Raw genomic sequence first — 26,362 nt, 5'->3', positions numbered from 1 at the left:
TTAATCTAGAGCTTGGTGCCTGGACATGAGTTTCGTCTTGTGTTCGGTCTGTTTCGACAGAATTGAACAGACTTGAACAGACTTGCTTGGACACGCTTGAAACTTGGCGTTCTCTGTTGCTGCGCTGAACGAGCAGAATATTGCTGAATGCTTTCCCAGCGCGTTGCTCACAGCACCTTTGTGCGGGCATCCAGAATAGGCCCACAGGCCGCTAAATCTCTGCTGGCATGTCTACGAGTTGATTTTTGTCAGTAGATCGAGACGGTAGTCCACCCTGCACTGACGTTCTTCAGATTTCCATGCCACCCCTTCCCATTCAAGGAATGTTTGGTGTACTTGGTCTGCAGTGAGTGGATAGTGCGTTTTGCCTGTGTAGTGTACCAATAACAGGCTGCCGCCAGGGATTAAGGCATTAGCGATGTTGGAGCGTAAAACTTCTAACTCTTGCTGCGAAAGATAGTTGGCAACTTCTGATACCAGGATCAGATCAAATTGTCCATTTGTGAAATCTGTGCTGAGATCACGTCTTTGGAATCTGACGTTATTGAGGTTTTTGCAGCGCACTTCCGCTTTCGCGAGGGCTACTTCCGAGATGTCAGTGGCAAGTAATTGATTGCACCTTAAGGCCAGTTGCTGTGTCAGTACACCGATGGAGCAACCAAGTTCTAGGGCATTGCAATAATGTAGCTGTGGTAGAACTGCCAATGTTGCCGCGTATTTTGCTGCTTCGTATGGGCTTGATTCAAACGCCCATGGATCGCTGTTCTGTGTGTACAAGAGATTGAAGTAGTCACGCCCAAAGCAGCTGGAGCCGCTGCATGTGGCTTTGATGTGTGGTGTTACTTCAGTCATCGTTTGGCTCAATGAAAAGTTCCCAAGGCTGTACGAAGTAGCTGATCATTTCCGGCCTCAGCACGAATCCTTCTGGATCGTCATGGATTAATGTACCCAGCTGAGAACGGTGCTGTGCGATAGCGTGTTGCTTTTGCAGCAGTATGGATGAAATATCGAGCCTCCAGGCACAGGCTTCATGGCTGCTTGGTGCTGCTTCATTGTTTGCATCCTGCCAAGCCCAAATTGGATATTCCAACCAGCGCGGGCGCTCAGCCAAGCCAGCGAAGGTTGATCTCAGCAGATGCCAAGTGGCTTTGTGATCGTCATGGGGATCTCGTCGCCATGGCACCAAAACGGTGTTCGCTTCAAGTTCAGTGAATAGATCTCTAAGGCGTCCAATCGTTTGGCCAAAGGCTGGGGTGCAAGGTTGTGGTAATTCGCCATCGCCATAGCGTAGGAACGTTGCTGCGTTCGGTGAGACTCCAAGTGCAGTGAGGGCGTTGATTGTTTCACCCTCGCGCACTTCTGCGAGCTTTTCGTACGGATGCGATAGTGAGTTTGGATGGGAGCGCGAGCCGTTCGTCATCAACAGAACCTTTGTGGGGATACCGCTCTGGGCAAGTAAGGCCAGCAGACCGCCGCAGCCCAGGGTTTCATCGTCTGGGTGGGGAGCAACGATGACCGTTGACCCCAAAGCCAGTGCTGCCTTTGCGGGACGCAATGGATGACGCTCTGGCTCTTCGAGTAATGATTTGGGTAGCAGTGGAGTTGGCATGATCTGGTTTCTGTGGGGTTTGACATCTGCATCGATCTGACCGAATCGGTAACGCGCCTGATTGAGGCGCTCCGTCATTGTGATTGGCCTCAGTGAGGCACAGATTTCGCGTAAGGAATGCAGGGTGGCTCCAATCTCTGCCCCCTGTCCTGGCAGAGGCTTGTCTGGCGTCATGATTAACGAAGACGGTGGAATGCAGCCAGGATTCCCAGCGCATAAAAGCCCTAATCTGGCCAGACGTGCCTCGGCGTCTGCAGCAGATTCAACCAGTACGAGTTCCGCATGGCGGGTTTGTTGATCCCAGCAGTCAAGTGCGTCGGCTAAGCCGCCTTGTGCCCTGCCGACCATGCGTGCTGATGTCTGGACCCTGACTTGCGCGCTATGACGAAAGCGACCACCTGAATCAATGATGGCTCGATAGAGGGCCACGTCTTCGCTACTCCGCTGGAGTGGCATGCCGCCGGCCTGTACGTAGGCGGCCGCAGTGACAGCGAAACTTGCGCCGAAGTGCTGGTGATGCCTGGGAAATGGATCATGCGCTTCTGGGGCGTAGAGCCAGCGCAATTCTTCCATTGCCCGTCGGTAGGCAATATCGAGAAATAGGAACTTGCGTACACCTGCTTGCAGTTCGGCTGTTTCTTCTCGATGGAGAGTAATGCGGCCGCCAACGCCGACCACACCCTTGGCAATCTCTGCCTCGGTCTGGGCTATCCAATCGGTTGCTGGCCGTGAATCAGCGTCAGTGGTGAGAATCAATCCGTTGGGGCGCCCAAGCTTTTCAAAACGGGCCAAGGCCACGTCAAAAAGTGCTTGGCGTGCACGCCCCACATGGGCCGTATCGGCGTCAAAAGATACGTCAGCGATGTGGAGATGGAGCTGGTGGAACTGTCTGCACAGATCGAAGCCAACTGAAGCTGTGGAATCGCTGCAGTTGTTCACTAGAACGATGACCTCGAAACTGCTTGGATCGAGCTTGGCACCGGCAAGATTTCGCTGAGCGGCTAGGGCAGCAATGAGTGCTGGCAAAACCGCTTCCTCGTTGCGAGCCGGGACAACCACACAAGAACGTAGGTTTGGATGTGGTGCTACCAGCCCTAAATCCAACGACCGCGTGATCAGCGCATCCTTAATTGATCCGCCCGCATACTGGATTGCTGTCATAATGACCACCTTGCGGAATGGCCCTTAACAGATTGTCCGAGGGCAGCAAGATCATGCTCCGCATGACTCTGACGCAAGAAGACGGGGAGGTCTGCGCAGCGCTGGGCATGAATGGCATCGCTACAGAGCAGTCCCGGGCCCAGTGCCCGCCCCGTGCGCTGCAAGACGTCGTTGGCCGTTGATTCCACAGTGGCTCGCACGCGCAGCGCGGCTGACTTGGTGTCTGCCATTGGATGGGTGTCGATCCATGTGGCGGTTTCGATGAGCAGCGCACGGGCGGCGCGCAAGGTGCTGTCCATGGCGCCCAGATGGGCGGCGGCATGCGGATCGCTGGCAACTTTCGAAGATGTGGCAAGTGCTTTAGCGATGGCCACTGTGGCCCCGTACCAAACCGCTGCGATGCCGGCACCGCCCTGCCAGAAACCGGGACGGCCGCCATACTCTCCTTGACCACCGACTGCGACTGCAGGAACACCATTGAGGATGACTGTGGCACTTTCAGTGGCCGACATCCCGACCGCATTCCACTGCTGAGTTTCAATGCGGAGCCCAGGTTGGCGCAGCTGCAGCGCCACGAGGATCGGTTGCTCATCCTGCGTCCAGGCCGTCATCAGTGCTGAATCGGCCAGTGCCGCCCCTGAGCACCAAGCCTTCGTTCCGTAGAGCGCGCCTCCGTGTTTGCCCGCAAGGAATTTGACGCGTGATTGTGGAGTTTCGGCGGCCCAGACCGCCCAGATTCCTTGACCTATCGGACCGTGGTGTTCTGCAAGGATGGCCAGCGCATCGGTATGGCCTTCATAGACTTTGGCCAATGAAAGATCGTTGGCTCCAACTTCGGCTAGCGCTTGCCAGCGTTGCAGTGTTCTGCCGTCAGCTGGTCGTGGCAGGTCTGCCAGCTTGTTGGCCAGTAGCGCCCGCATGGCAACACCCACCATGTCAGGCGTGCGAAACGGCCGCTGTAAATGGCTCAATGCCTTGGTGATGCTGATTTCACCGGGCCCTGTGGAAGGTTTGAGCGTCATCGAACATTTCGCACGTTGCTCGTAGAGCAGTTCAAGAGATGGCGTGCTCACCGACCTTGTGGCACCATCCGGCCCGTGCACCCTGTTGATTCATTCGCTTGATTGACAGGCCCCGTTTTGTTACCACTCCTTCTGCGGAGTATTCCAGGGAGTATTCCAGCAGGCATGGGATCGTTCTCGTGGAGGTACGATCTCATCTAAGCTGTACTTGCGAAAGCCAGTTCTCAAATCCCAGAATTAATCCATAAGGACTCAAGGATGATGATGGATTAACGGTGGCGACCTCCTTGTGCCCTGTTTTATCTTGAGCGCATGCATCCAACTTTTGCGGATGCGCAAACAATCGAGGTTATGATGGGTTTGACTCAGAAAGTGGCGGCCACTGCCAAGGATATTGAAGGCAAGATCCAGGAACAGCTCGGCAAGGTTATTGGAAATGAACAGAGTGAATTAGCAGGCAAAGCCAAGCAAGCTGAAGCTGGCGGCGAGCACAATACTGATCAGGTGGCTTGCGATACGCAATCCTTTGCTAGCCGATAGTTTCGGCTGTGCTTGTTCTTGTCGTGGCCTTTTCACCCAGGCTGTGAATGCCGAACATTGGCCGAGAACAATCCATGGCAGTTCGCGTTTCAGGCCGCTTCAGTTGACCATCAAACCTCAGCTCTCATTGCCGATAGTGAGATAGGAGTTGCTGATGGCTCTTCATTGGCCTGTCTTTTGTCGTCGTCCCACTGCATCGTGTCACGCTGAGTAGCGCTGCACACTTTTTCATTGCCCACCCCTATTTGTACTCTGATGACTGATAACACTGTGAATGCAACCAACAGCGCTCCTGCTGCCAAGGAGCCATTCGCTTCAAGTGATGAGGCCTGCTATCAGGCTTATGCTGACTTTGCTTCCCTCTTCGAACAGGCAGACTCTGCGACTGCCACGGCAGCTGGCCTGGTGGAAGTGACGATGCCGGATGCCTCCAAGACCTCCTGGCTTCAGATCACCAGTAATGCCCTGATTGGTGCGACAGAGAATACAACGTTGACGATGGTGCTGGAGCGTGCGATTCCACAAGGTGTTGCGATTGCCCTGGACGTGGCCTGCAAGCCTCAGTCCTGGGGGCTTGAGCCAGGCTCCATGCCGACACAGGAAATCCTCAGGCGTTTCCGCCCATTGGCTCAAGCAGCCACTTTAATTCGCTGTACACCCGAAGAGGCCGACGGCTTCTTTTCATGTCGCGATCCATTGAAGATTCAAAACTCTCTCCCCCAGCGCCCCGGGGTGGTGATCACGGCAGTGGATGGGTCCGTTGATTGGTGCATCGGTGGAAGGATGGGCAGCATGGGCGCCTTGATGCTCAATGATCAAGACAACTTTTTCTCTGCCCTGATCGAGTCGTTGGCTGACCGTCCCGAGCTCTTGGGCCATGCAGGTCCAGGTTCTGATTCCAATGCTGATCCTGATGAGCTGACCGAAGCCCTGCTTTCTGCCGCCTCAACGTAAGCAAGGAGCTCATGCCAGCTATCAACGGCAGACATGGACGAGGCTACAGATTTAATCAAACTGAACTCAAGGAAGTTCAAAGGTATTTGGTGAGTTGTAGCCCTTTGCATGGCCTATGGTTACTGCATACATCCATCTTGCTTGGATGTTGACCATTACAAAGGAGACAATCATGGGATTAGGTGAAAGGGTTGAAGCTACGGCCAAAGACCTTGAAGGCAAGGCACAGGAAACCTTCGGTAAGGTAACCGGTAGAGAAGAAGATGAGCTTGCTGGCAAAGCCAAGCAAACCCGCGCCAGTGTTCAACATGCTGTTGAAGACATGAAAGACGACGCACATGCCACGATCAACTGATTAGTTGTTCTGTTTGTTTGGCTTTCAAATCGAGTCTGCATACACTTTTCGGAGTGTATGCAGATTTATTTTGTTCTTTTATACCTAGTTCTTCGGCACCCAGACTGACACCGAAGCTCCCTTGCAGCTGAATTCCCCCCAGCCTTCGTCGTTAGTGGTGACGCTATCTGAAATATGTTCGGTGATGTCATGAAAAACGCTGTTGGGCTTGCCCACCTCCATCCATTTGCGCCCATCATCACCGCTGCTCAGCAGCACCGCCATGCCGCCGGGGTTGTCCTTGTCGCCTGAGCGCGTCCAGCCGATGGTGCTGGGGTGGTCAAAGTAGTCGACCTGGTCACCGTAGGCGTAGTTGCTGCGTACAAGCAAGAACTTGTCGATGAGCCAGCGGTGGCTATCGAGCCAGATTTCGTATTCGCCGCCGTCGCTGCCCTTGTCTTTGTAGTGTGCGCCGTAATAGTCGGCGTAGAAAATGCAAGGGTAGCCATCCTGACGCAGCAGGATCAGGGCGTAGGCCAGGGGCTTGAACCATGGCTCCACAACGGATTCGAGTGATTGCAGCGGCTGAGAATCATGGTTGTCCACCAGCGTTACGGCCAGGGCTGGCTGATCTTTCACCAGGGTATTGTCGAAGATGGTGCTGAGGTCATAGTCGTTGCCGGCTTTGCTGGCTTCGCAAAAGTTGTAATGCAGTGGCGCATCAAACAGGTGCACATCTCCGCCCGTTTCCTTGATAAAATGATGCAGGGCCTCAATTTCATAGGACCAATACTCACCCACGGCAAACAGCCTGCGCCCGGAGGTTTTGCGGCAATGCTCTAGCCATTGTGGAAAGAACCCGGCCCGTACGTGCTTGACCGCATCAAAGCGAAAGCCATCCACCTCGGTCGTTTTGGTGTACCAGGCCCCCCAGTCATTGAGAGCCTCGCGCACCTCCCCAGACTTCATGTCGAGGTTGCAACCCATGAGGTAGTCAAAAACGCCTTTCTCTAGATCTACATTCTCGTCAAACTGTTTGCCTTCAAAAAGGTAAACAGCTTCGTAATCTGGATTGTTGTCGTCATAATCTATGGCCGTAAAGTGCCACCAGTGCCATTCCATTTCGGAATATTGACCCTGTCGACCGGGAAAATTAAAATGGGTCCACACTTTGACCGTGCGTGGTTCGTCAATCGCTTCATGGCGGTTGGCCTCGCTCATGGGTGTGGCTGTCACTTCTTCGAAGTTGTCAGCGCCCATCTTGTGGTTTAAGACCACGTCGGCATAGACACGAATGCCTGCTTCTTTGGCGGTTTCGACCGCACGCACGTAGTCGTCTTTGCTGCCGTATTTTGTACGAATGCTTCCTTTTTGATCAAACTCGCCCAGGTCGTAGAGGTCATAAACGCTGTAGCCAACGTCGTAACCGCCTGCATTGCCCTTGTAGGCGGGAGGAAGCCAGAGTGCCGTGATCCCTACGTCGGCCAGATCTTTAGCATTATCAGCAACTTCGTTCCACAAACTTCCATCGGGTTCATTATACCAGTGGAAATATTGCATCATCACGCCATTCAGCTCAGACATTTTCCATCGACTCCCTATCGGGAATTGGCTTAGGGCTTATGTAGTTTGACAGGGGTGCCTTGTCTTTCCTGCTGGTTTGCATAGAGATTTCCTGGAGTTTCTGCGCGCTTGTTCATCTTGGCTTGGCTTTCAGGCTCGTTGCTCTCTTGCTAGCTTCGTTGATGTCTGCCCGGGCCAGGCAGCCAGTTCTCTGTCTTTGCCTTATCTCAGAACTGTGGAATGGCCAATGGCACATCATTCCAGGCGCTATTGGCCATCTTGATTAGGCAGCAAGCTCCGCAGGCAGCCCTTTTGGGATCTAGGCTGGTACGCATATACCAGTCGTCACTGCCATGGCTATGAATCGGATCCAGTTCCAGGCCAGCCTGTCGCTGCCCCAGTTTATTGAGCTCTACGGAACCGAGCAAAAATGTGAAGTTGCCCTGGAACAGGCGCGCTGGCCTGATGGTTTCCGTTGCCCACGTTGTGAGGGCAAGGAGTACGGGCTCATCATTGGCAGGCGCCACAAGCGCTATCAGTGCCGGAGCTGTCGTCATCAAGCCACCCTCACGGCCGGTACCATCTTGGAGGCAACAAAGTTACCTCTGACCACCTGGTTCCTTGCCTTCTACCTCGTCGGCCAAGCCAAGACAGGAATCTCCTCACTAGCTCTGAGGCGTCATCTCGGTGTGAACTACCGAACGGCATGGTTGCTTCAGAACAAGATCATGCAGGCAATGAAAGAACGTGATGGCGCCTATGTCCTCAGAGGAAGGGTGCAGGTGGATGATGCCTACCTTGGCGGAGAACGCTGTGGTGGCAAGCCTGGTCGTGGATCGGAGAACAAGGTGCCGGTCGTGGCAGCCGTCTCTGTCGATGAGGCGGGCCACCCCCGGTATATAAAACTTGCCACCGTGCCCACGTTCTCTTTTGCCGCTATTGCTGATTGGGCCCAAGATTCACTGGCGATAGGCTGTGAAGTGATCTCCGATGGGCTGGCTTGCTTTCGCGCCGTTGCAGAAGTCGGTTGCTTCCATCATCCTGTGGTCGTAAAGGGTCGTCATCCCAATGAATTACCAGAATTCCGTTGGATTAACACGGTGCTCAGCAACTTGAAAACCAGCTTCAGCGGCAGCTTCCATGCCCTTCGCTTCGAAAAGTACGCTGATCGCTACTTGGGCGCCTTCAGCTACCGCTTCAATCGGCGGTTCAATCTGGCGGCAATGACCGAGCGTGTGGTTCATGCCATCTGCAGCTGTCAAGCACGGCCGGAACGACTCCTGAGGTGTGCGGAGTTTGCTACCTAATCGAGTTGGCCATTGAGCCTTTTTGCTTACTGCGTATCAGCCGTTACCCGATTGTGGGTGGCTTGCTAGAGCACCCTGCCAGGTAACAGTTCTGCAATGGAGCAGTCGTGATAATCTGCGAACGCTGGTTTTGTCAATCACCATTCCCTGCTGCCGCTGATGACCAGGCAATTTCTGGCGAAGCCCTGCATCCTGCTGATTGAAGACAACCCAGACATGCAGGAGCTGGTGGTTGCCTTTCTCGAACAAGCTGGTTTTCGGCTGGAATGTGCGGAGGACGGCATCAAAGGGCAGGCCCTGGCCATGCAGGAGAACCCGGACCTGATCCTGCTGGATCTGATGCTCCCCAAGGTGGACGGCCTCACCGTTTGCCAACGGTTACGCCGGAATGAACGCAGCGCCGGGGTCCCGATCCTGATGATCACGGCCATGGGCGAAACCCACGACAAAGTCAGTGGTTTCAACTCAGGCGCCGATGACTACCTCACCAAACCCTTTGATCTTGAGGAGTTGCTTGCCAGGGTGAAGGCCCTGCTGCGCCGCAGCCAGCGCGCCACGCTTTCCACCAAGCCCAACGAGATCCTCAGCTTTGGTCCTCTCACCTTGGTGCGTGAGCGCTTTGAGGCCGTCTGGTTCGACAAAGCGGTGCGGCTCACCCGTCTGGAATTCAATCTGTTGCATTGCCTGCTCCAACACCACGGCCATGCCGTGCCACCGCCGCAGATCCTTCAGGAAGTCTGGGGCTACGAGCCTGATGACGACGTTGAGACGATGCGGGCCCACATTCGCCATCTGCGCACCAAGCTGGAACCCGATTCCCGCAAACCCCGCTTCATCAAAACGGTGTATGGAGCTGGGTATTGCCTGGAACTTCCTGCGGATTCTGATCCGAAGCAGGCTGATTCCGCCCCCGCTCCTTGAGCCTTGGCAAGGCCCTGATCCAGGTTGTGGTGATGATCGAACGTCCTGCTGTTGCGTCGTTTCAACGCTTCAGTGTGTCTTTAGGGATTGGCAGGCACCGGTAGCGTTTTTAGCTGAGGTGTGACGTTCATCAAGGGATAGGTGTTGTCCCCCCAGCCATCGGGCGGCAACAGCAACGCTGCGTTGGGGCCCGGCGCCGCTGCAGGCCCTGCCGCGAAGGCGGCGTTCGTCCAGGCCAGCAACAGGCCTCCCAGGGGGCCACCCCCTTGCGCCAATGTGGCGCGCAGGTTGAAGTGAGTGCCGCCTTTGGCCAGCACGAACTGGTGGCCGCCGCCCACGTTGCGGGCCTCCTCTGCCATCGGCACGATGGCTTCTGGCCCGGAGGGAACGACCCAGTCATGGGTGCCGCTCACCAGCAGCACGCGGGCGTTCATCTGGCCGGCTGCCCCCACGTCGAACAGCAGCGACGTCACCGGACTCACGGCCATCACGGCCTTGATGCGTGGATCAGCCCGCCCGGCCCGGTTGGCCGATTCGAGGAAGCTGCACTGGAGCACCCAGCTGAGATTGCGCGACGGATTGCGCAGGCCCGGGCAGCGCTTGATGATGCCGGCGTTGCTGGGCTCTGCGCCTGCGAGTTGCAGCATGTCCGTCGCCCCCCACGACTGGCCCATGCCCACCACCGCGTCGGTGCGCAGGTTGGCGGGAAGGTTGCTGAGCGTGCCGGCGGCAGCGGCATCGATGGCTGCCGAGATGTCCATCGGCCGCAGGATCATGTCGTCGGGGTTGGGCGGCGGCGCTTCGCCGGCGAGCATGGACCGCTGCTGGCTGAGGTCGCTGCCGGGGTGGCGGGGGATCAGCACCGTGTAGCCATGGCTGGCCAGGTGCTTCCCCCAGCCCTCAAAGCTCTCGGGATCGTCCCAGAGGCCGTGGGAGATCACCACCAGCCGGCCGTTGGCCCCTGTTCTCGGCACCACCGACACGACCGAGAGCGGCTCGGGCCGGTAGCTCACCGGGATGGTCTGCTGGGCCAAGCGGATCGCCCGCGGCCCCAGCTGACTCAAGGCAGGATCGATGTCCGCCGCGGGAATCGTCTTTGCCAACCGTTCACCTTCCGCCTGCTGACGGATCAGCCGGTCCACAGCCAACACGGCCTGCTCGAGATCCAGGCTGGCCGACTGCCCCGGGATCGCTTCGAGCAGATCGAGCAGGGTGGGCGACGTCTTGTTGGTGCCGGCTCGGTTGAAGACGGCCGCCAGTTGGCTGCCGTCGAGCTCCTGGGGCAATCCCTTGACCTGGAAAATGGCCGCAACGATCGCCAAGGCCTCGTTTAGAAGCGGCGATTCCACGGACGTGTCGATGAAGCGACTCACCTCCAATGGCAACGGGGTGTTCACCAGTTCCACGAGCTTGCGACCCAAGGCCCCATTGCTGGCCTGATCCAGCTGGGCCAGATCGCTGTCGCCTCGCAACAGGCTGCTGGGGTTGCGCAACTCAGCCAGTTTCACCGTGAGATTGGTTTGCAGCAGGGGCAGCGGCACCACGATCTCTTCGAGGGCACGGGCGGGAGCCCCCAACCCCAGAACCAGCCCCAGAACCGCCAGGCCGCTGCCGCCGCCGTTGGAGATGAACCGCCAGCGCAGGGCGGGTTGAACGCGGGTCCAAGGTGTGTGCTTAATCAGTTCCCGGTATCAAAGGGTGATTTCACCCCCATGCTGGGCATGAATGGGCCAAAAGAATCTTCCCCCTAGCCAACGGACGCCTTCGTTCTCTTCACGGGTGTCCGTCAAACATCGATGACCATTGCCTGTGTCAATGACAAGTCCTATGCCAAGCCAGATCCTCAACCACATTGGCCGCAACAACCTGCGCGGTGATTTCTTCGGCGGGCTCACCGCGGCCGTCATCGCCTTGCCATTGGCCCTGGCCTTTGGGGTGGCCTCCGGAGCTGGCGCGGCGGCCGGCCTCTGGTCGGCAGCGATCATCGGTCTGGTCACCGCCCTGTTTGGCGGCACACCGGCGCTGATTTCCGAGCCCACCGGGCCGATGACGGTGGTGTTCACGGCGGTGCTCGCCAACCTCGCCACCAAGGCCGACAGCCCGGCCCAGGCCCTGGCGATCGCCTTCACCGTGGTGATGCTCTCCGGGGTGTTCCAGATCCTCTACGGCGTCTTCCGCCTGGGCCGCTACATCACCCAGATGCCTTACACGGTGATCTCGGGCTTCATGAGCGGCATCGGCACGATTCTGATCGTGCTGCAGATCGGGCCCCTGCTCGGTCAGGCCCAGCCCACGGGGGGTGTGATCGGCACCTTGCAGAGCCTGCCCCAGCTGTTGCAGGGCGTCCAACCGCTGGAATCGCTGCTGGCCCTGATCACCCTCGCCGTTCTCTGGTGGACGCCGGAGCGGATCAAACGGCTGATCCCGGCCCCGCTGTTCGCCATGCTTCTTGGCACGGCCATCTCCCTGGTGGCCTTCCAGGGGGTGGAGCTGCGCCGGATCGGTGTGATCCCCAGCGGTCTGCCCCAGCTCACCCTGCCGGCCCTCACTCCCGATGTGCTGCAGCTGGTGCTGATCAATGCCGCCCTGCTGGGGATGCTCGGTTCGATCGACTGCCTGCTCACCTGTCTGGTTTCCGACAGCCTCACCCGCAGCGAACACAAGTCCGACAAGGAGCTGGTGGGTCAGGGCCTCGCCAACATCGTGGCCGGCCTCTGCGGAGCCCTGCCTGGATCGGGGGCGACCACCGCCACGGTGGTCAACATCCAGGCCGGCGGCCGCACCGCCCTGTCGGGCATCCTGCGCGCGCTGATCCTCGCCCTGATGATCCTGGCCGGCTCAGGCCTGGCCTCGCGGATTCCACTGGCCGTGCTGGCGGCGATCGTCTTCAAGGTGGGGATCGACATCGTCGACTGGGGCTTCCTGCGCCGGGTGCCCCAGCTCTCGCCCAAGGGTGCCCTGATCACCTATCTGGTGGTGGCGCTCACCGTGCTCGTCGACCTGATGGTGGCGGTGGGCGTGGGCATTTTCCTGGCCAATATCATCACGATTGACAAGATGAACAGCATGCAGACGCGGGCTGTGAAATCAGTCTGCACGGGTGACAATGATGCCGAACTCAGCGATTCCGAACGTGTCCTGCTCAACCAGGGCGGCGGCCGCGTGCTGCTCTTCCAGCTCAACGGCGCCATGATCTTCGGGGTGGCCAAAGCGATCAACCGGGAACACAATGCCATCGCAGACTGTGATGCCGTGATCTTCGATCTCAGCGAGGTGGTGCATCTCGGACTCACCGCTGCACTAGCGATCGAGAACGCCGTCGAAGAGGCAATTGAGGTGGGCCGCAACGTCTATGTGGTGGGGGCCCGCGGCACCACCTTGAAGCGTCTGGAGAAACTCAAGCTCTATGAACAGCTTCCTCAAAATCACATCGACCTCACCCGCCACCAAGCGCTCGTTCATGCGGTTGAAGCGTTGGGCTGAAGCACTCGCTGCGTCAGCGTCCCTGCCTGGCCAGGCAAGGAATGACGGGTCTAGGCTTGGATTTGCCTCAACCAATGCAGTGATGCCTGTCAATCCCGTCAGCTGGTTCGAGCTCAACGTTGCCGACATGGAGCGCGCCAAGGCGTTCTACAGCGCTGTCTTCCAGGTCACGCTTGAGGACATGTCCCAGGACGGCATGGCCTATTGGTGCTTCCCGATGGACGACGGCGTGGTGGGTGCCGGTGGGGCGCTGATGCAGATGCAGGGTGCTGAACCTGGCAAGGGTGGCACAACGGTCTACTTCGCCTGCGCAGACTGCGCACTGGAGGAGAGCCGTGTGGCCGCCGCCGGCGGAACGGTGTGTCGCCCAAAGATGGCGATCGGTGAATTTGGCTTCATCTCGATGGTGATCGACACGGAAGGCAATCCGATTGGCCTGCATTCGCTCAAGTGAGTGGCTGTTGAAGAGCGGGCCAAGATGAACCCAGAACCGCTGCTGGGGGCGAACGATCCGGCCGTGTTTCGCCTTGTTCGCCCCGCTGGCGAATCAGCTTTTTTTCTTACTGCCGACCATGCCGGCCGCGCCATTCCCCGCAGCCTGAATCGCCTCCACTTGAGTGATCAGGTGCTGGAGACCCATGTGGCCTGGGATCTGGGCGTGGCCGGGCTGGCCGAAGGCCTATCGGCCCAACTCGATGCCTTCTTGATCCTGCACAACTACTCACGGCTGGTGATCGACCCCAACCGGCCGCTTGAGGCGACGGACTCGATCGTTGACCACAGCGAGCACACAGCCATTGCCGCCAACCAGACGCTTTCGTCTGCCGCGCGGCGGCAACGGATCGAGGAACTGTTTGAGCCCTACCACCGCCGCATCGCCGCTGAGCTCGATTCCCGTCTCCAGCGAGGGCAGCCAAGCGTGCTTGTGGCCCTGCACAGTTTCACGCCGGTGTACGCCGGCGTGGTGCGCCCCTGGCCTGTGGGCGTGCTGCACGGCCGCGACGGGCGCCTGGCTGGGCGTCTGCGCCAGGAGCTGCGGCGCGAGCCGGGGCTCCTGGTGGGGGAGAACCAGCCCTATGCGCTTAGCGACAGCACCGATTACACGGTGGTGGAACACGGTGAGCGGCGCCGGATTCCCCATGTGGAGCTGGAGATCCGCCAGGATCTGCTGGCCACGGAGTCAGGCCAGCAGGAGTGGGCCGATCGGCTCGCCAGCGTGCTGGAGAGATCCCTGGCGGACGGGCTCCTGACAGGCGCAGACGCCAAGCCCTTCCTAGGCTGAGGACTCGATCGTCCGCAGGCGGCATGACTTATTGCGTGGCCGTGTTGCTGGAGAGCGGCATGGTGTTCGCCTCGGATTCGCGCACGAATGCGGGCTTGGATGATTTCGCCAGCTTCTCGAAGATGACGGTGTTTGAGCGCGCCGGCGATCGGGTGTTGGTGCTGCTCAGCTCCGGCAGTCTGGCTGGTACGCAGGCGGTGATTGGTCTGCTGCGTCAGCGCGGCGAAGCAGGAGATGGCCAGGCCACTGTGTGGACGGCGCGGACGATGTTCGATGTGATGGGGCTTGTGTCCGATGCGGTGCGGGCGATCGGGCAGCGTGATGGCCCCTACCTGGAGGGATCGGGCGGCGGATTCAATGCGTCGTTTCTGGTGGGCGGCCAGCTGAAGGGCGAGCCGCCCCGGCTGTTTCGGATGTACGCCGAAGGCAATTTCATCGAAGCCAGCGATACCACACCCTATCTACAGACGGGTGAGGCGAAGTATGGCAAGCCGATCATCGATCGCGTGATCCATCCCGACACGACGCTGGGGGAAACGGCCAAGTGCGTGCTCGTTTCATTTGATTCGACGATTCGCAGCAATTTGTCGGTCGGGATGCCGATTGACCTGATTGTCTACAAGCGCGACAGCCTGGCGATCACCCACCGCCGCCGTTTCGCTGAAGGCGACAGCTTTTTCAGGCAACTCAGCGACGAGTGGAGTGCCGGGGTTCGACAAGTGTTTCGTGAATTACCAGAGCTGGTTTGGTGAGGTTTTCGAGCTCAAATTTTTTAGCTGGCATTGATCAAAAGCTTTCGGTTGGCATTGATCAGTTGTGAATGAAGAGCCAGCTGTGCTCGAGAGGCCTAATACCAGCCCCTTTTGTTGTTTCGGTAGCGGAATTGCTGTCGTCGCGAGCGATTGTCGTTGTCCTGTTTCCAGCGCCTCTCCGGCCGGAGGCGGGGAATGTTATTCGTTCGATACCACTGATCGCGAACAGAATAAACTGGCCTGCTGCATCCGTTAAAGGCATGACACCTGAGCCTTGGGTAGTAAAACTGCGGTGCCGTAAAGAAAGGTTGGTTGCGGCCGTAGAAGCCGGACTGAATCGGTCCGTAGACGTTCGGCTGACCGATCTGAATAGAAAGGCCCACTTGAGCGACAACCGGCATGGCAGGTGTGATCGCAGCCAGCAGGGCCACCAACGGAGCGAACGGTTTCATGTTGGTCGCGCAGCGGAATGATCAACCCTAAAGGGATCCGATCGTGCTGGATAGAGTTCTCATTTTATGGAAGCCATCTCATGAAGAGCCGGCGATCGAGCCGCTTCCATCAACGAAGATGCGACTGAATCAATCTCGGCCCCATTTTATCCCTTCGGTTCAGATCTTTGCCTGCACGCTTTGGATAGCCTTACAAAACAAGTGCCTTTGATCTTGGCTGGCATCACTGAAGAAACTGATGGATTGCGTTGTAGAATTTGTTGTTTTCCGAAAGAGAATTATGCCCAGAGTTGTTGATCACCACTTGGGTGAGCTGGACGCGGCTCAGGCTGGCGGCTAAGTTATCAGTACGTTTTTTGGATATCACCCTGTCGCCATCCGCCGATAGGATCAATACTTTTGAATCGATGGCTTTTGCCCTGCTCGCAGAATCAAACTTGTCTTTCAGTAAGATCCAAATAGGATAAAAAGGAAATTGCTCTTGGGCGACATTCTCGACACTATCGAAAGGTGTTACTAGCACTAATCTGCTGACGGGACGCTGGGATGCAACATAGGTTGCCACTCCACTGCCAAGGCTGCGCCCAACAACAAAGACGTCGTTGTACATTGATCTTAGGGAGTCATAGAGCTGCAAAGCATCAGCATACAATCCATCTTCCTCTGGGTACCCCGAGCTTCCGCCATAGCCCCTGTAATTCATTAAATAGATGGAGAATGATGGCAATCTGGCTTGAAACTCCATGGCCGTAAACGCCATGGACTCTGCATTGCCGCCAAAATACAAAATCGCAGATTCGTTCCCCTCATTTAAAGAGATGACGCGAATCTTTTGCTCATCGTTTTCGAGGATCAGCTCATTGAAATCATGATCAATCTTGCTGGTGGGGAAATAAATCAAGTTGCGCTGAAAGAAGAACAATAAAAGCCCACCCAAAAAGTATGTGGCGGCAATGGCAAGCGGGATTGCGAGAAAGTTTCGATGCATTGGAATCATTGCCTAGGTGTGTTTTCTCACCAGGTCATTCAGCGATCAGCAGCCGATTGAGGCACTGCTGAGGCTTGAGGTTACCGAGAGCCATGTGGCACCTGCTGCCGTTACAGGTCTCCAGGTAGCGGGGTAGCCAGCGGTTTCGACCAGCAACGCGCGGGCAGCTCGCCATGTGGTGTCAGTGGCGCCCGGGCGATGCGGCGGAGCGTGAAGCGTTGGTGCCGGAGTTCCACGGCCTGCTGCAGTTGCTGCGGATCAAGCGTTGTCGACTGATCAGTGGTAGCCGGGCCAGTGGCAGAGGGGGGGACTACGCAGATAGTCACGGCTGGTTTCAGTCGGCTTCAGCTCCGGTCTGCTGCGAACGTTGTCGCCTCCAGGCTGGGGCTTGGATGGTTCCGGTTTCAACGGCGGTCGGCCGCAGAAGGAATGGTGGAGACAATGGGCGCGGAGCTGGTCTCACGCGACACGTCGCAGCTGCTGGGCCGGGTGGCCGCGCTCTGGCGCTACCCCGTGAAATCGATGCTGGGGGAATCGCTGCAGTGCCTCTCGGTTGACAGACGGGGGGGCTGCGGTGACCGCGGCTGGGCCCTCTGGGATCACGCCACCTCCCGGGTGGCCAGTGCCAAGAACCCGCGCCTCTGGAGTGAATTGCTCGGCTATCGGGCCCGCTATCTGGCGGAACCCGAGGCTGAGGCGCTCCCCCCGCCGGTGGCGATCACGCCGGTGGGGTTCGCCAACGGACAATCCGAAAGCCCCGACCTGCTCAGCTCAGGCCCAGATCTGGCCAGGCGGCTCTCCGGCCTGCTTGGGCGCCAGGTGAGCCTGCTCGATCGCGCCCCGCAGGACGCCAGCCTAGATCAGTACTGGCCTGAAGTGCCGGAGCGTGATTTCCAGAACGTGGTCAACGAACTGGTGCTGCCCCATGGCACCTTCTTCGATTCCTGCCCGATCCACGCCATCACCACCGCCAGCCTGGAGCGTTTGCGGGCCCTGGCGCCTGGGCTCGATTTCGCTGCAGAGCGCTTCCGCCCCAACCTGCTGATCGAGCCGGAAGCAGGCGCCGAAGGCTTTGTGGAGGCGGGCTGGATCGGCCGCACGCTGCGACTGGGCGATCAACTGGAGCTGCGGGTTGACGACGCCTGCCCGCGCTGTGTGGTCACCACCCTGGCCCAGGGCGCCTTGCCTCAGAACCTCGAAATCCTGCGGGCGACCGCTCGCCATAACAAGGTGGAAGCAGGCATCCGGCTCTCGGTGCTGCGGCCGGGTGCCCTCAAGCTTGGGGATCCGGTGGTGTTGCTGGGCTGATTGGCCGGCGTGACGGGGCTCAGGTTTCGGTTAGCCAGTGGAACTGCTGGCCGCCAACGGCCAGAACTCCGTCCTGCAGGAGTGGGGAGCGGCCGCTGGCGAGATCCACCAGCCGGCCCCTTGGGTTCAGGCCATGGCGGGAGAGGGTCTCCAGGTCGATCCCATGGGCGCTGCTGTCGAAATTGGCGATTACCACCACCAGGTCGGAGGGACGCTGGGGGTTGAAGCGCACCATGCCGAGCAGATGATCATTCGCCAGGGGCAGCAGTTCGCGGTTGTTGAAATCAGCGAAGGCGGGGATCTCCTTGCGGATGGCGATCAGTTTTTGCATCGCCCCAAACAGGCTGTGTTCCACCGTTCCCGCCTGGTTGCGCCGCTCGGCCCGTTTCCAATTGATCTTGTTGCGGTGCACCCAGCGGTTGTCATGGCTCTTGCTGGGATCATCGGAGAAGCTGTAATCGTTGAGGGTGCCGATGGCGTCTCCGTTGTAGATCAGCGGGATGCCACCGAAGGACAGGATCACGCCGTGCAGCAGCAAGATCCGGTCGATGGCCGCTTGGATCAGGGCCTGATCGTCGGCTTCCAGTGCGGTTTCCAGGCCCGCCAGTGAAGCCAACGAACCGCAGATTCGGGCATCGCCTGTGGCATCGTCGCGGTTGAAGGCCAGCCCCCTGGCCTGGCCGTCGAAGCTGCCGGTGAAATAGTCGGTGAGGAAACGACGGTGGGCGCGGGGTTCATAGCCGACGGCCCGGATGTCCTGATCATCAAAGCCGAAGCCGATGTCGTCATGGCAGCGGACGTAGTTCAGCCAGGTGGCCCGGTCCAGCTTGCCTGGCAGGCTCTTGAGGCCCTGGCAGAGAAGTTTGGCGTTCTTGGTGGCGGTGGCATCCCAGAGCAACGCCATCAAGGTGGCGTTGTAGGCCACCTCGCATTCCTTGGCCACGATCGCATCTTCGCCAAAGTATTTGGTGACTTCCACCGGCGCCACGATCGCCTCGGCGATGAACAGCACGCTCGGCGCGGTGACCTGGCAGCAGTCTTTGAGCAGCTGCAGGATCAGGTGGGCCTTGCGTTCGTTCTGGCAGGTGCTGCCAAGCCGCTTCCAGAGAAAGGCCACCGCATCAAGGCGGAGCACATCGACACCCTGATTGGCCCAGAACAGAATGATATCGACGATCTGGATCAGCACCTCTGGATTGGAGTAATTCAGGTCCCACTGGTAGTGATGAAACACACTCATCACCCAGCGCTGCATCTCCCCACTCCAGGTGAAGTTGCCGGGATCGGTTCCAGGGAACACCTGCGGCATGCTTTGCTCGTAGATATCGGGAATCCGCCGATCTTCGAAAGTGTAGTAATAATCCTGGTAGTGAGTCTCCCCTGCCTTGGCCTTCTGGGCCCACGCGTGTTCATCGGAGGTGTGATTCAAAATGATGTCATGAACCAGCAGGATCTCGCGCTTGCGAAACTCATCAGCCACTTGGCGAAATGTGTTGAGTGTTCCCACGCGCTCATCGATCTGCCGGAAGTCGCTTACGGCATAACCACCATCACTCTGGCCAACTGGACATTTCAGAATCGGCATGATGTGCACCATGTTGATGCCCAGCTCCTGGAGGTAGCCGATCCTGTTGTGGAGCAGGTCTTCCAGGTTTTCGGCGAACCCATTGGTGTAAAGAGCCATCCCCACCCACTTCTGGGAGAGAAACCAGTTGTGGTCACGCTCCCGCTCCATGTCGAGCTCCTCCAACTCGGCGCTGCGTTGGATGTAGCCCGTCGCCATCGTTTCAACCAGATTTAGGATCTGGATGTTGAAATCATCGCGGTGGCCGTAGAGCGTGCTGAACAGGGAGTGGATGGCATAGAAATTTGCCCCCAGCCGTGTGTAGAAATGGCGTAGGTCTTGGCGGCGAATTTCGGGCTTGAGATCGTTGAGGATCGAATTCAGCAGGGAATGGGAAACTTGTTCGTACATTCAAGACAAGGGGGAGAGCTGATCTGGTGGGGTGCTGGCTCAATCGAACGGCACTAGGCGGACGTTCTATAACCGACGCCCGAAGCCAGGGCTGGAGCGGATGGCTGGATCTGATCGCTGGATCTGATAGATGAAGGAGGATGACCGAAAGCGGATGGCTGAACGCTAGAAAGGATTCCGGTTTGGGCTCGGCTTGATCAGCTCGAAGGGGCAAAATCCTGGGGCCTGCTGGAGAAGAAGTTGTAGTGCTCAATGGCTTCAAGAATCCCCCTGCAGTGGGCTCCCTGGGCAAAATACACACGCTCATTCTCACGAAGGTTGGAGAGTTCCTCCCAGTGGCGATTGGAAACAACCACGCCCAGCATGTTGCCCCGCAGCATGTCCTCATCGCCGCCGGACCCCCCGGTGACCAGGCTGCGCTCCAGGGGGATCCGCCGCTGGTTGAGCACGTAGCGCAACGCCTGTCCTTTCGAGGCCCGGGCCGGAATCACATCGAGATACTGGCCGAACGACAAGATGGCATTCACGGAGAGTTCCCGTTGGCGCAGGATGGATTGAATTTCTACCAGCGGTGGGGCCTCTGCAGCATCGTAGAAGTAGGAGAGTTTGTAGCGACTCTGTTCTTCCTTGCCCTGGGTCTTCAGGCCGGGAATGCCCTCCAGAACGCGCCGCAACACCTTGGGCGTCCAGACGTGGTCGATGTGGTGGCTCCAGGCGATGTCGCCGAACAACTGGGCTGAGTAGTGGATCTCTGTTCCCAGGCTGGTAATGAGCACATCGGGGCTGGGGATGCCATAGGCCCGGATCAGCTTCAGGACCGAATCAAGCCGGCGGCCGGTGGCGATGCCGAAGACGAACTGGCGGCGGTGGCGGCGCACGGTTTCGATGAATTCGCGCAGGGCTTCGACATCACCCAGCAGTGTGTTGTCGATGGCCGTGAACAGGGCGCGGCGGCGGTCGATCTGCCTTCCGGACGAAGCGGGTACGGCGCGGCGCGCCTGATGGCGATCGGTGATCGGGCGGATCCGCTGCAGATAGCTGCTGGCATGGGCATCCCAGGAATAGTGCGTCTTGACATGGCGAAGGCCGTTGCTGGCGCAGCGTTGCCAGAGTGCCTGATCGGTGAGCAACTGTTTCAGGGCACTGGCGATCGCCCCCTTATCGAGTGGATCAACCAGAAGCCCGTTTCGGCAGTTGCCGATGATGTCGACGGGGCCACCGTTCTCGGTGGCCACCAGCGGTAGTCCGCAGGCGGCCGCCTCCAGCAGGGTGAGACCGAAGGGTTCGGTCAGGGCTGGATTGATGAATACCCCCCCCGAGTCGGCAACCTGCCGATAAATGCCTGGAACGTCGTCGGAGTTGTGATGCTTGGGAAGTGCCGCCAGGCCATAGAGCTCGTGCAGATCGATCGCCAACAGCAGCTCGGCAAACACACCCTGGGCATTGTCGCCAAGGTCGCGGATGTCATCGCGGTTGCCAGCCACTATCACCAGATTGGCCAGCTGTTGCAGGCTGGGGGATTCGCCATAGGCTTCCACCAAGGTGAGCAGATTCTTGCGCGGATCAGGCCGGCAGAGCGCCAGAATCATCGGCTTGGTTGGATCCTTGAGCAGTCGATCCAGGGTTGGGGCGAGCTGGCAGGGGGAGTCTTTCTTGCTGGCGGGATGAAACAGCTTGAGATCGGTCCCAGGCGGAATCACCGCCATCTTCTCCGGAGTGTAGTAGTCGTAGAGGCCATATTGATCCTCCATTTCATTACGTGTGCTGGTGATGATCAGCTCGGCATTAGCGAGAACATTTTCTTCGGCAGAAAAACGCTCAGCCATGTGATAACGCTCTTCGATCTGCTCGATCGTGGTGCCCATCGCCATCAGCCGCCGCCACTTATCACGCCCGAGAGAGTGGCCGGTGTGGATCAGGGGGATGCCGGTGGCCTTCGACAGCCGCACCCCCACATAGCCGGCATCGGCGTAGTGGGTGTGAATGATGTCGGGCAGGCGCGGCTGGTTGTACATCCACTCGAAGACGTTGTCCGCCAACGTATCGAGATGGGGCCAGAGGCTTTCCTTGGCGATGTAGGCCGCAGGGCCTGCTTCGAGGCGCACAATGCGGGCTTTGTCTGCCAATTCTTCGATTGGTTTGGCGTAGTCGTCGCTCACGGAGGCATCCACCACCCGCCTGGTGATCAGATCGACCTGCTCAATGTCAACGTGCCTGGCCAGGGCTCTGGCCAGCTCCACAACGTATTTCGTCTGACCGCCAGTATCGGCATCGTGGCCGAGTTCGAGATTCTCCCCACGGATTAGGCCGTGAACGCTGATCAGCAGGATGAAGAGGGGGCGGTCTGCTGGCATTGATGTGCTTATCGCTTACAATCTTCCTCAACACTTGCTGCTCTTGGGCAGAATCCGTGGTTTACAGGATTCTGTCGCTGAGGACTTTGTGGGACGGCCAATCAAGTAAACATGCAAGATTTGGTATTTTGTGAAGTTGAGCCATTGGAAACGTGCTGATCAAGTTTCATTCGCTCAAAAGTGAAGTAGTGTGGATTCTAGAGGAAACTGAGCTGCCAGTTGCTGGAGTTGCAGTTGAACTTAAGGCTACATTTTTTGCGTGAATTCTTTTAACTGTATGTGCCTTGAGCGAGCGCGCCTAAGGCCTGAACATTAATTGAATGTCTTCGTCACTTGACAATACCTACCATTGTTCAGTGGTTCTGTCAAGTTTTAGCTGTCGTTCTGGCTTGGCTCTAGCTTGCTTGCCGATGGATTTGCGGTATTTCCTCAAGTCTGACCTGCTCCGTATGGCGGATTCTTGCCGTTCGTCTCCCTCGGCCACTGGCCACGGGAGCAAGGGCCGTCCTGTCAGTTCGGTCCGTTCGGGGGTGGGGCTGGCGGCAAAATTCAATGTCCAGCTTGACAATCCCAGTGCTGGCGTCGATCTCCGCTGGTTATCGTCAAGTGACGATTACATGTGGATCCTGCACTCTTTCCTTGCTGATTATCAGACAAAGCCGTGATTTGTTTATTTGACTTCTGCTTGTTCGGTGCCGTTCAGCTTGTAGTCGCGACTAGCGCTCGTTCCGAATCTCCCTCCAGAGTCGTCCCTGGTTGACTCCCCGGCCTTGGTGCTTGAGCCGTAGAGGCTGCCGCTCCTCTGGGAGCCTTGGCTTCTCCGTCGATGCACAGGCGCTCCACAAACAGGCTTGTCATGGCACGCAACAGGGCGCTGTAGTTCGGTGAGAAGCTCAGTTCCTCGCCCACGCTCAGGGGATGATCAGCCTCCACCACCAGGTGATCGCTGCTGGCTCCCACGATTGAAACGCCCGGCGGCGGCTCCAGACCGGCAGGATCAACGTCCTGAAGGCCAAGGGCTAACAAGCCACGCTGCCGCAGGCCCCGGTCTTCGCGTAAGGAAGGTTGGCGGGGGCTTTCGTCGCTGAAGCTGGTGAGGCCTTGCCTGCCCCAGGGCCGGGTTGGCTTGGTTTTCACTTCGATCAGTTCACCCACCAGCTTGAAGGCGTCGGTGTGGAGGCCGGGGATAGCGGTGCGGCCCAGGGGTTCGCGGCCCAGCAGCAGGGCCTCGCCCAGGCGCAGATGGTTGATCCGGCCGGGTGCTCCGCCTTGCTCCAGCCAGGGGAGATTGGCGGAATTCCCGCCTGAAATCAGCTCCAGGCTGATGCCGAAGCGGGCTTCCAGGGCGTTGGCCAGGGCCGAGAGTTCGCCCATGTTGTCGGCATCGGCCGCCACCCCGTGCTGGCAGCCCAGGTTGCTGCCGATCCCCACCAGCCGCAGCGACGGCAGGCCCAGGGTGAGTTCGGCGATTGCCGTCAGATCAGGCGGCAGGATCCCCTCGCGCAGATCACCGAGTTCCACCATCAGCAACACGCCATGGCGCCGCCTTTGGCGCAAGGCCGCCGCTGCCAGGGCTTTGATTACCACGGGTTCGCTGTTGCAGCTGGTGGCGGCATGGGCCACGACCCGTTCCACCTGGCTGAGCATGGGCGTGCGGATCAACAGCAGTGGAGCTGTGATGCCCGCATGCGCCATGGCTTCAATCGTTTCGAGGCGTGAATCCCCGATCGAGCTCACCCCGGCGGCCAGCCAGAGGTGCACGATCTCCGGCAGTCCGAGAACGGCCTTGCTCACGCCCGAAACCGAAATGCCCTGGCGTGCCAGGCGCCTCACCAGGGTGATGGCGTTGTGCTGGAGGCGGCCGAGATCGATCTCGAGCCGCGGGGCGCTCACGTCACCGCCGCCAGTTCCCCTGCCAGTTCTGGGAAGGCCCGCATCACCATCTGGACGAGCCGCTCGGGCGGGCAGGCCAAGGCATCGGTGACTGGAATGTGCAGTTCGGCCTCGTAAAGGGCAATGGCGGCGGGGATTTCAGCGACCTCCATGCCCTCATGGTTGAGGGTCATGCCGATCACCCGGGTGGGGGCGAAGGCCTCGATCAGCGTGATCTCGCTCTGGGGGGTGGGCATCGCCACCTGCGGAAAATCACAGCGATAGCGGCGTTTCGGCGCATGTTGCAACACCACGGCCTGGGGCTGGCTGCCGCGCAGGATGAAGGTGGAGGAGAGGTAGGCCGGATGGCTGAGGGCGCCCTGGCCCTCGATCACGATCACCTGGGGCTGCTCGGTTTCGTAGGCCAGCACCACGGCGGCTTCCACTTCGCCGGAGCAGAACTGGGACGGGATGGCATCGAGCGGCAGCCCGTAGCGCCCGCCCTGGATCATCCCGGTCTGGCCGGTGGAGACCAGCACGGCGCGGATGCCATGGTCGTTGAGGGCCTGCACCAGCAGCGTGGCGGTGGTGCGCTTGCCGATGGCGCCATCGGTGCCGAGAACGGCGATGCGCCGGCAGTGGGCCCTGGCGATCGCGCCGCTGAACAGGCGCAGGTCCTTCAGGGCCGGTGGACGCCGGACATCCTCAATCGTGACCTGATGGAGCGCGGCGGCGGCGGTGAATTCGGCGTCATCGCCGAGGAACTCACGCAGGCCATTCACCAGGCCGAGGCCGGCGCGAACGGCGCCGAGGAGCACGGCACGGTCGGTTGGGCTGAACAGACCATCGGCGGGGGCCATGCCGTAGATCAAGGTCCGCAGTGGCGCTCCGCCGAGGGCAAAGGCCGCCTCCAGGTCGGCCACGACCGGGATGCCATTGGCCACACCATCCAAGAGCAGGCCGGCATCGGCGCCGGCGCAGAGGCTGTCGATCACAGCCGCGATTCGGAAGCGCTCGCTGTGGCGCACCAACCCATGGGCCGTCTTGCCATCGGGGCTCATGAACTGGCCCTCGCAGTAGATCACCGCAGGAATGCCGGCTGGTGCGGGCGGTGAAACGGGAGCCTTGGGGGCCAACGGCGCGTACTGCACCATCGGCAAATCCAGGGCTCCAAAAGGGGATGCCACGTGTTTATTCAGTTTTGATGACTCAGGGGAGACGACCGAATGGTCTGCCGATCTCCAGGACCGGGCAGGGATACCAGTGGCTCCGCCAAGCTGAAATGTATAAGTCGATACTAAGCGATCTGGCCGCTGTGGGCGTCTTGGTCGGGCAGGGTGATCTCCGTACCGATCTCAGTACCCACCAGCGCCGTGCTCCGCTCCCACAGCTGCAGGGCCAGGGCGTCGTTTTGGGCTTCGGCGCTGATCGCGGTGGCCTCGAAGCGATGGCGACCTGGGGCCAGCAGGCGGTTGCTGTAGTAGCTGAAGCCAGGGGTGGCGTAGGCGTCGTCGGTGGCCAGGGCGGCGAGCAGGGATCCGGCGGTTTCCACCCGCTCGCTGATCCGCAGGATCGAGCGGGCCGCCAGGGCAAACAAGCGCTGGCCGAGCTCGTTGGACTGGCGGCTGTAACGCCAGAAGCCGCCGCTGCTGATCGGCGGGATCACCAGCCCGGGGCTCCAGGCGATCACCGGCAGGTCCTGCCCCCGCGCTTCCATCCGGCGCTGGTATTCGCGGGCGAAGAGCACGTTGCAGAGCTTGCTGTCTTTGTAGGCCTTCTCGGCATTGAAGGGGGTGGATCCATCCACCATGGCGGCGTCCTCGCCAGCCTTCAAGCCGCTGAGATCACCCAGCCCGGCTGGCCGGCCCACCTTGCCGCCGGCGCTGGTGGGGTCATGCACTTCCGAAGCGGTGACCACCAGGCGAGGCGAGCGTCCGGCCTCCAGCGTGGGGGTGAGCAGCTGGGCGAGCAGCAGATGGCCGAGATGGTTGACGCCGACGCTGAGCTCGAAGCCCTGGGGGGTGCGCCGCGGTTCCTTGGCGCCCGCGTACTGCAGCCCGGCATTGAGAACGAGCGTGTCGCTGACCGTTCCTGCCGCCAGCAGCGCGGCCGCGCAGGCCCTCACGCTCTCCAGATCGCCCAGGTCGCAAATGGCTGACTGGGGCAGGGTGGTGGAGCCGGCCTTTTCTGCCACCCGGTGGCTGGCCTCCTCTGCGCTGGTGCCATCCCGGCAGAGCAAGGTGAGGGGATGGCCGGCCCTGCAGAGCAGGACGGCGGCTTCGAAACCGATACCGGAGTTACCCCCGGTGAGCAGGATGCGGCGCAACTCAGGCAAAGGCGTGGACCAAGCGAAGACAGACGTCAAACCACCTTGACAGCCAGGCCAAGTCGAAGCCAGTATGAGTTCGCATAAGCTGCTGGCTGTTGTGCTGGCCCGGCTAGCGTTTGGCCTTCAGCCTCCAGTTCACCCCTCCGTTTTCCCCTC

At 59.3% G+C, this 26,362-nt stretch carries 22 protein-coding genes; 10 read left to right on the top strand and 12 right to left on the bottom strand.

All coding sequences use genetic code 11. The annotated features are described in order from the left end of the window. Nucleotides 1-231: 231 nt before the first annotated feature. The 3 genes from ACXMDM_RS01880 to ACXMDM_RS01870 are packed head-to-tail and all read right to left on the bottom strand — an operon-like array spanning nucleotide 232 to nucleotide 3,843. Entirely contained in the window at nucleotides 232-852 is a 621-nt protein-coding gene (locus tag ACXMDM_RS01880; protein ID WP_259723223.1) for a class I SAM-dependent DNA methyltransferase, read from the bottom strand. Beyond that, a complete protein-coding gene (locus tag ACXMDM_RS01875) occupies nucleotides 845-2,770 on the bottom strand; it encodes a PIG-L family deacetylase (RefSeq protein ID WP_145536925.1) in 1,926 nt (641 codons plus the stop codon). Before ACXMDM_RS01875 ends, ACXMDM_RS01880 begins: the two co-directional genes overlap by 8 nt. Further along, nucleotides 2,767-3,843, bottom strand: a complete 1,077-nt coding sequence (locus ACXMDM_RS01870; protein ID WP_259723222.1) for an acyl-CoA dehydrogenase family protein — start codon at nucleotides 3,841-3,843, stop codon at nucleotides 2,767-2,769. Before ACXMDM_RS01870 ends, ACXMDM_RS01875 begins: the two co-directional genes overlap by 4 nt. Before the next feature lie 261 nt (nucleotides 3,844-4,104). On the opposite strand from ACXMDM_RS01870, the gene ACXMDM_RS01865 reads away from it, so the two are divergent. From ACXMDM_RS01865 to ACXMDM_RS01855, 3 genes are all read left to right on the top strand, one after another. Further along, on the top strand, nucleotides 4,105-4,332 hold the full coding sequence (locus tag ACXMDM_RS01865; RefSeq protein ID WP_311134035.1) for a CsbD family protein: 228 nt from the start codon (nucleotides 4,105-4,107) through the stop codon (nucleotides 4,330-4,332). A gap of 255 nt (nucleotides 4,333-4,587) precedes the next feature. After that, nucleotides 4,588-5,286, top strand: coding sequence for a hypothetical protein (locus ACXMDM_RS01860; RefSeq protein WP_071800365.1), 699 nt, complete (start codon nucleotides 4,588-4,590; stop codon nucleotides 5,284-5,286). Nucleotides 5,287-5,401: 115 nt separating this feature from the next. Beyond that, nucleotides 5,402-5,641 (top strand): CsbD family protein, encoded by a 240-nt coding sequence (locus ACXMDM_RS01855; protein ID WP_311134186.1) that lies wholly within the window; start codon nucleotides 5,402-5,404, stop codon nucleotides 5,639-5,641. Between the two features lie 84 nt (nucleotides 5,642-5,725). Here the strand turns inward: ACXMDM_RS01855 and ACXMDM_RS01850 are convergent, their stop codons facing one another. Continuing rightward, nucleotides 5,726-7,204, bottom strand: coding sequence for an alpha-amylase (locus ACXMDM_RS01850; protein ID WP_259723221.1), 1,479 nt, complete (start codon nucleotides 7,202-7,204; stop codon nucleotides 5,726-5,728). Between the two features lie 332 nt (nucleotides 7,205-7,536). Between ACXMDM_RS01850 and ACXMDM_RS01845 the strand changes: the two genes are divergently transcribed. Continuing rightward, a complete protein-coding gene (locus ACXMDM_RS01845; RefSeq protein ID WP_071799713.1) occupies nucleotides 7,537-8,490 on the top strand; it encodes an IS1595 family transposase in 954 nt (317 codons plus the stop codon). A 159-nt stretch (nucleotides 8,491-8,649) separates the two neighbouring features. Continuing rightward, nucleotides 8,650-9,411 carry a response regulator transcription factor gene (locus tag ACXMDM_RS01840; RefSeq protein ID WP_071800363.1) on the top strand — a complete coding sequence of 254 codons (762 nt, stop codon included), beginning with the start codon at nucleotides 8,650-8,652 and terminating at the stop codon, nucleotides 9,409-9,411. 80 nt (nucleotides 9,412-9,491) lie between these two features. Here the strand turns inward: ACXMDM_RS01840 and ACXMDM_RS01835 are convergent, their stop codons facing one another. After that, the gene (locus ACXMDM_RS01835; protein ID WP_233831121.1) at nucleotides 9,492-10,988 is read right to left on the bottom strand and encodes an alpha/beta hydrolase family protein; all 1,497 of its coding nucleotides are present in this window, start codon (nucleotides 10,986-10,988) and stop codon (nucleotides 9,492-9,494) included. Between the two features lie 250 nt (nucleotides 10,989-11,238). Between ACXMDM_RS01835 and ACXMDM_RS01830 the strand changes: the two genes are divergently transcribed. The 4 genes from ACXMDM_RS01830 to ACXMDM_RS01815 all read left to right on the top strand — a co-directional run bounded on the left by ACXMDM_RS01830 (nucleotide 11,239) and on the right by ACXMDM_RS01815 (nucleotide 14,928). After that, a complete protein-coding gene (locus tag ACXMDM_RS01830) occupies nucleotides 11,239-12,894 on the top strand; it encodes a SulP family inorganic anion transporter (RefSeq protein ID WP_120352758.1) in 1,656 nt (551 codons plus the stop codon). An 82-nt stretch (nucleotides 12,895-12,976) separates the two neighbouring features. Continuing rightward, entirely contained in the window at nucleotides 12,977-13,348 is a 372-nt protein-coding gene (locus ACXMDM_RS01825; protein ID WP_071800360.1) for a VOC family protein, read from the top strand. Nucleotides 13,349-13,372: 24 nt separating this feature from the next. Further along, on the top strand, nucleotides 13,373-14,176 hold the full coding sequence (locus ACXMDM_RS01820; RefSeq protein ID WP_071801998.1) for an N-formylglutamate amidohydrolase: 804 nt from the start codon (nucleotides 13,373-13,375) through the stop codon (nucleotides 14,174-14,176). Between the two features lie 35 nt (nucleotides 14,177-14,211). Then, the gene (locus ACXMDM_RS01815; RefSeq protein WP_233831118.1) at nucleotides 14,212-14,928 is read left to right on the top strand and encodes a proteasome-type protease; all 717 of its coding nucleotides are present in this window, start codon (nucleotides 14,212-14,214) and stop codon (nucleotides 14,926-14,928) included. 95 nt (nucleotides 14,929-15,023) lie between these two features. Here the strand turns inward: ACXMDM_RS01815 and ACXMDM_RS01810 are convergent, their stop codons facing one another. Further along, on the bottom strand, nucleotides 15,024-15,362 hold the full coding sequence (locus tag ACXMDM_RS01810) for a hypothetical protein (RefSeq protein WP_145536945.1): 339 nt from the start codon (nucleotides 15,360-15,362) through the stop codon (nucleotides 15,024-15,026). Nucleotides 15,363-15,603: 241 nt separating this feature from the next. Beyond that, the gene (locus ACXMDM_RS01805; protein WP_071801997.1) at nucleotides 15,604-16,368 is read right to left on the bottom strand and encodes an alpha/beta hydrolase; all 765 of its coding nucleotides are present in this window, start codon (nucleotides 16,366-16,368) and stop codon (nucleotides 15,604-15,606) included. Nucleotides 16,369-16,797: 429 nt separating this feature from the next. On the opposite strand from ACXMDM_RS01805, the gene ACXMDM_RS01800 reads away from it, so the two are divergent. Continuing rightward, nucleotides 16,798-17,676, top strand: a complete 879-nt coding sequence (locus tag ACXMDM_RS01800; protein ID WP_233831115.1) for an MOSC domain-containing protein — start codon at nucleotides 16,798-16,800, stop codon at nucleotides 17,674-17,676. Between the two features lie 19 nt (nucleotides 17,677-17,695). Here the strand turns inward: ACXMDM_RS01800 and ACXMDM_RS01795 are convergent, their stop codons facing one another. The 5 genes from ACXMDM_RS01795 to ACXMDM_RS01775 all read right to left on the bottom strand — a co-directional run bounded on the left by ACXMDM_RS01795 (nucleotide 17,696) and on the right by ACXMDM_RS01775 (nucleotide 26,212). After that, complete coding sequence (locus tag ACXMDM_RS01795) at nucleotides 17,696-19,651, bottom strand: alpha-amylase family protein (RefSeq protein WP_071800357.1); 1,956 nt, start codon at nucleotides 19,649-19,651, stop codon at nucleotides 17,696-17,698. A 197-nt stretch (nucleotides 19,652-19,848) separates the two neighbouring features. Then, nucleotides 19,849-22,005, bottom strand: a complete 2,157-nt coding sequence (locus ACXMDM_RS01790) for an HAD-IIB family hydrolase (protein WP_071800356.1) — start codon at nucleotides 22,003-22,005, stop codon at nucleotides 19,849-19,851. Between the two features lie 699 nt (nucleotides 22,006-22,704). Further along, on the bottom strand, nucleotides 22,705-23,898 hold the full coding sequence (locus ACXMDM_RS01785; RefSeq protein WP_083544405.1) for an alanine/ornithine racemase family PLP-dependent enzyme: 1,194 nt from the start codon (nucleotides 23,896-23,898) through the stop codon (nucleotides 22,705-22,707). After that, nucleotides 23,895-25,064 carry an N-acetyltransferase DgcN family protein gene (locus ACXMDM_RS01780; protein WP_233831112.1) on the bottom strand — a complete coding sequence of 390 codons (1,170 nt, stop codon included), beginning with the start codon at nucleotides 25,062-25,064 and terminating at the stop codon, nucleotides 23,895-23,897. Before ACXMDM_RS01780 ends, ACXMDM_RS01785 begins: the two co-directional genes overlap by 4 nt. Before the next feature lie 110 nt (nucleotides 25,065-25,174). Next, nucleotides 25,175-26,212 (bottom strand): SDR family NAD(P)-dependent oxidoreductase, encoded by a 1,038-nt coding sequence (locus ACXMDM_RS01775; protein WP_120352756.1) that lies wholly within the window; start codon nucleotides 26,210-26,212, stop codon nucleotides 25,175-25,177. Nucleotides 26,213-26,362 lie beyond the last annotated feature (150 nt).

It is taken from the genome of Synechococcus sp. CS-603 (assembly GCF_977929215.1).
The sequence above is the reverse complement of the archived record's forward strand: the minus strand, read 5'-3'. Positions and strand labels throughout refer to the sequence as shown.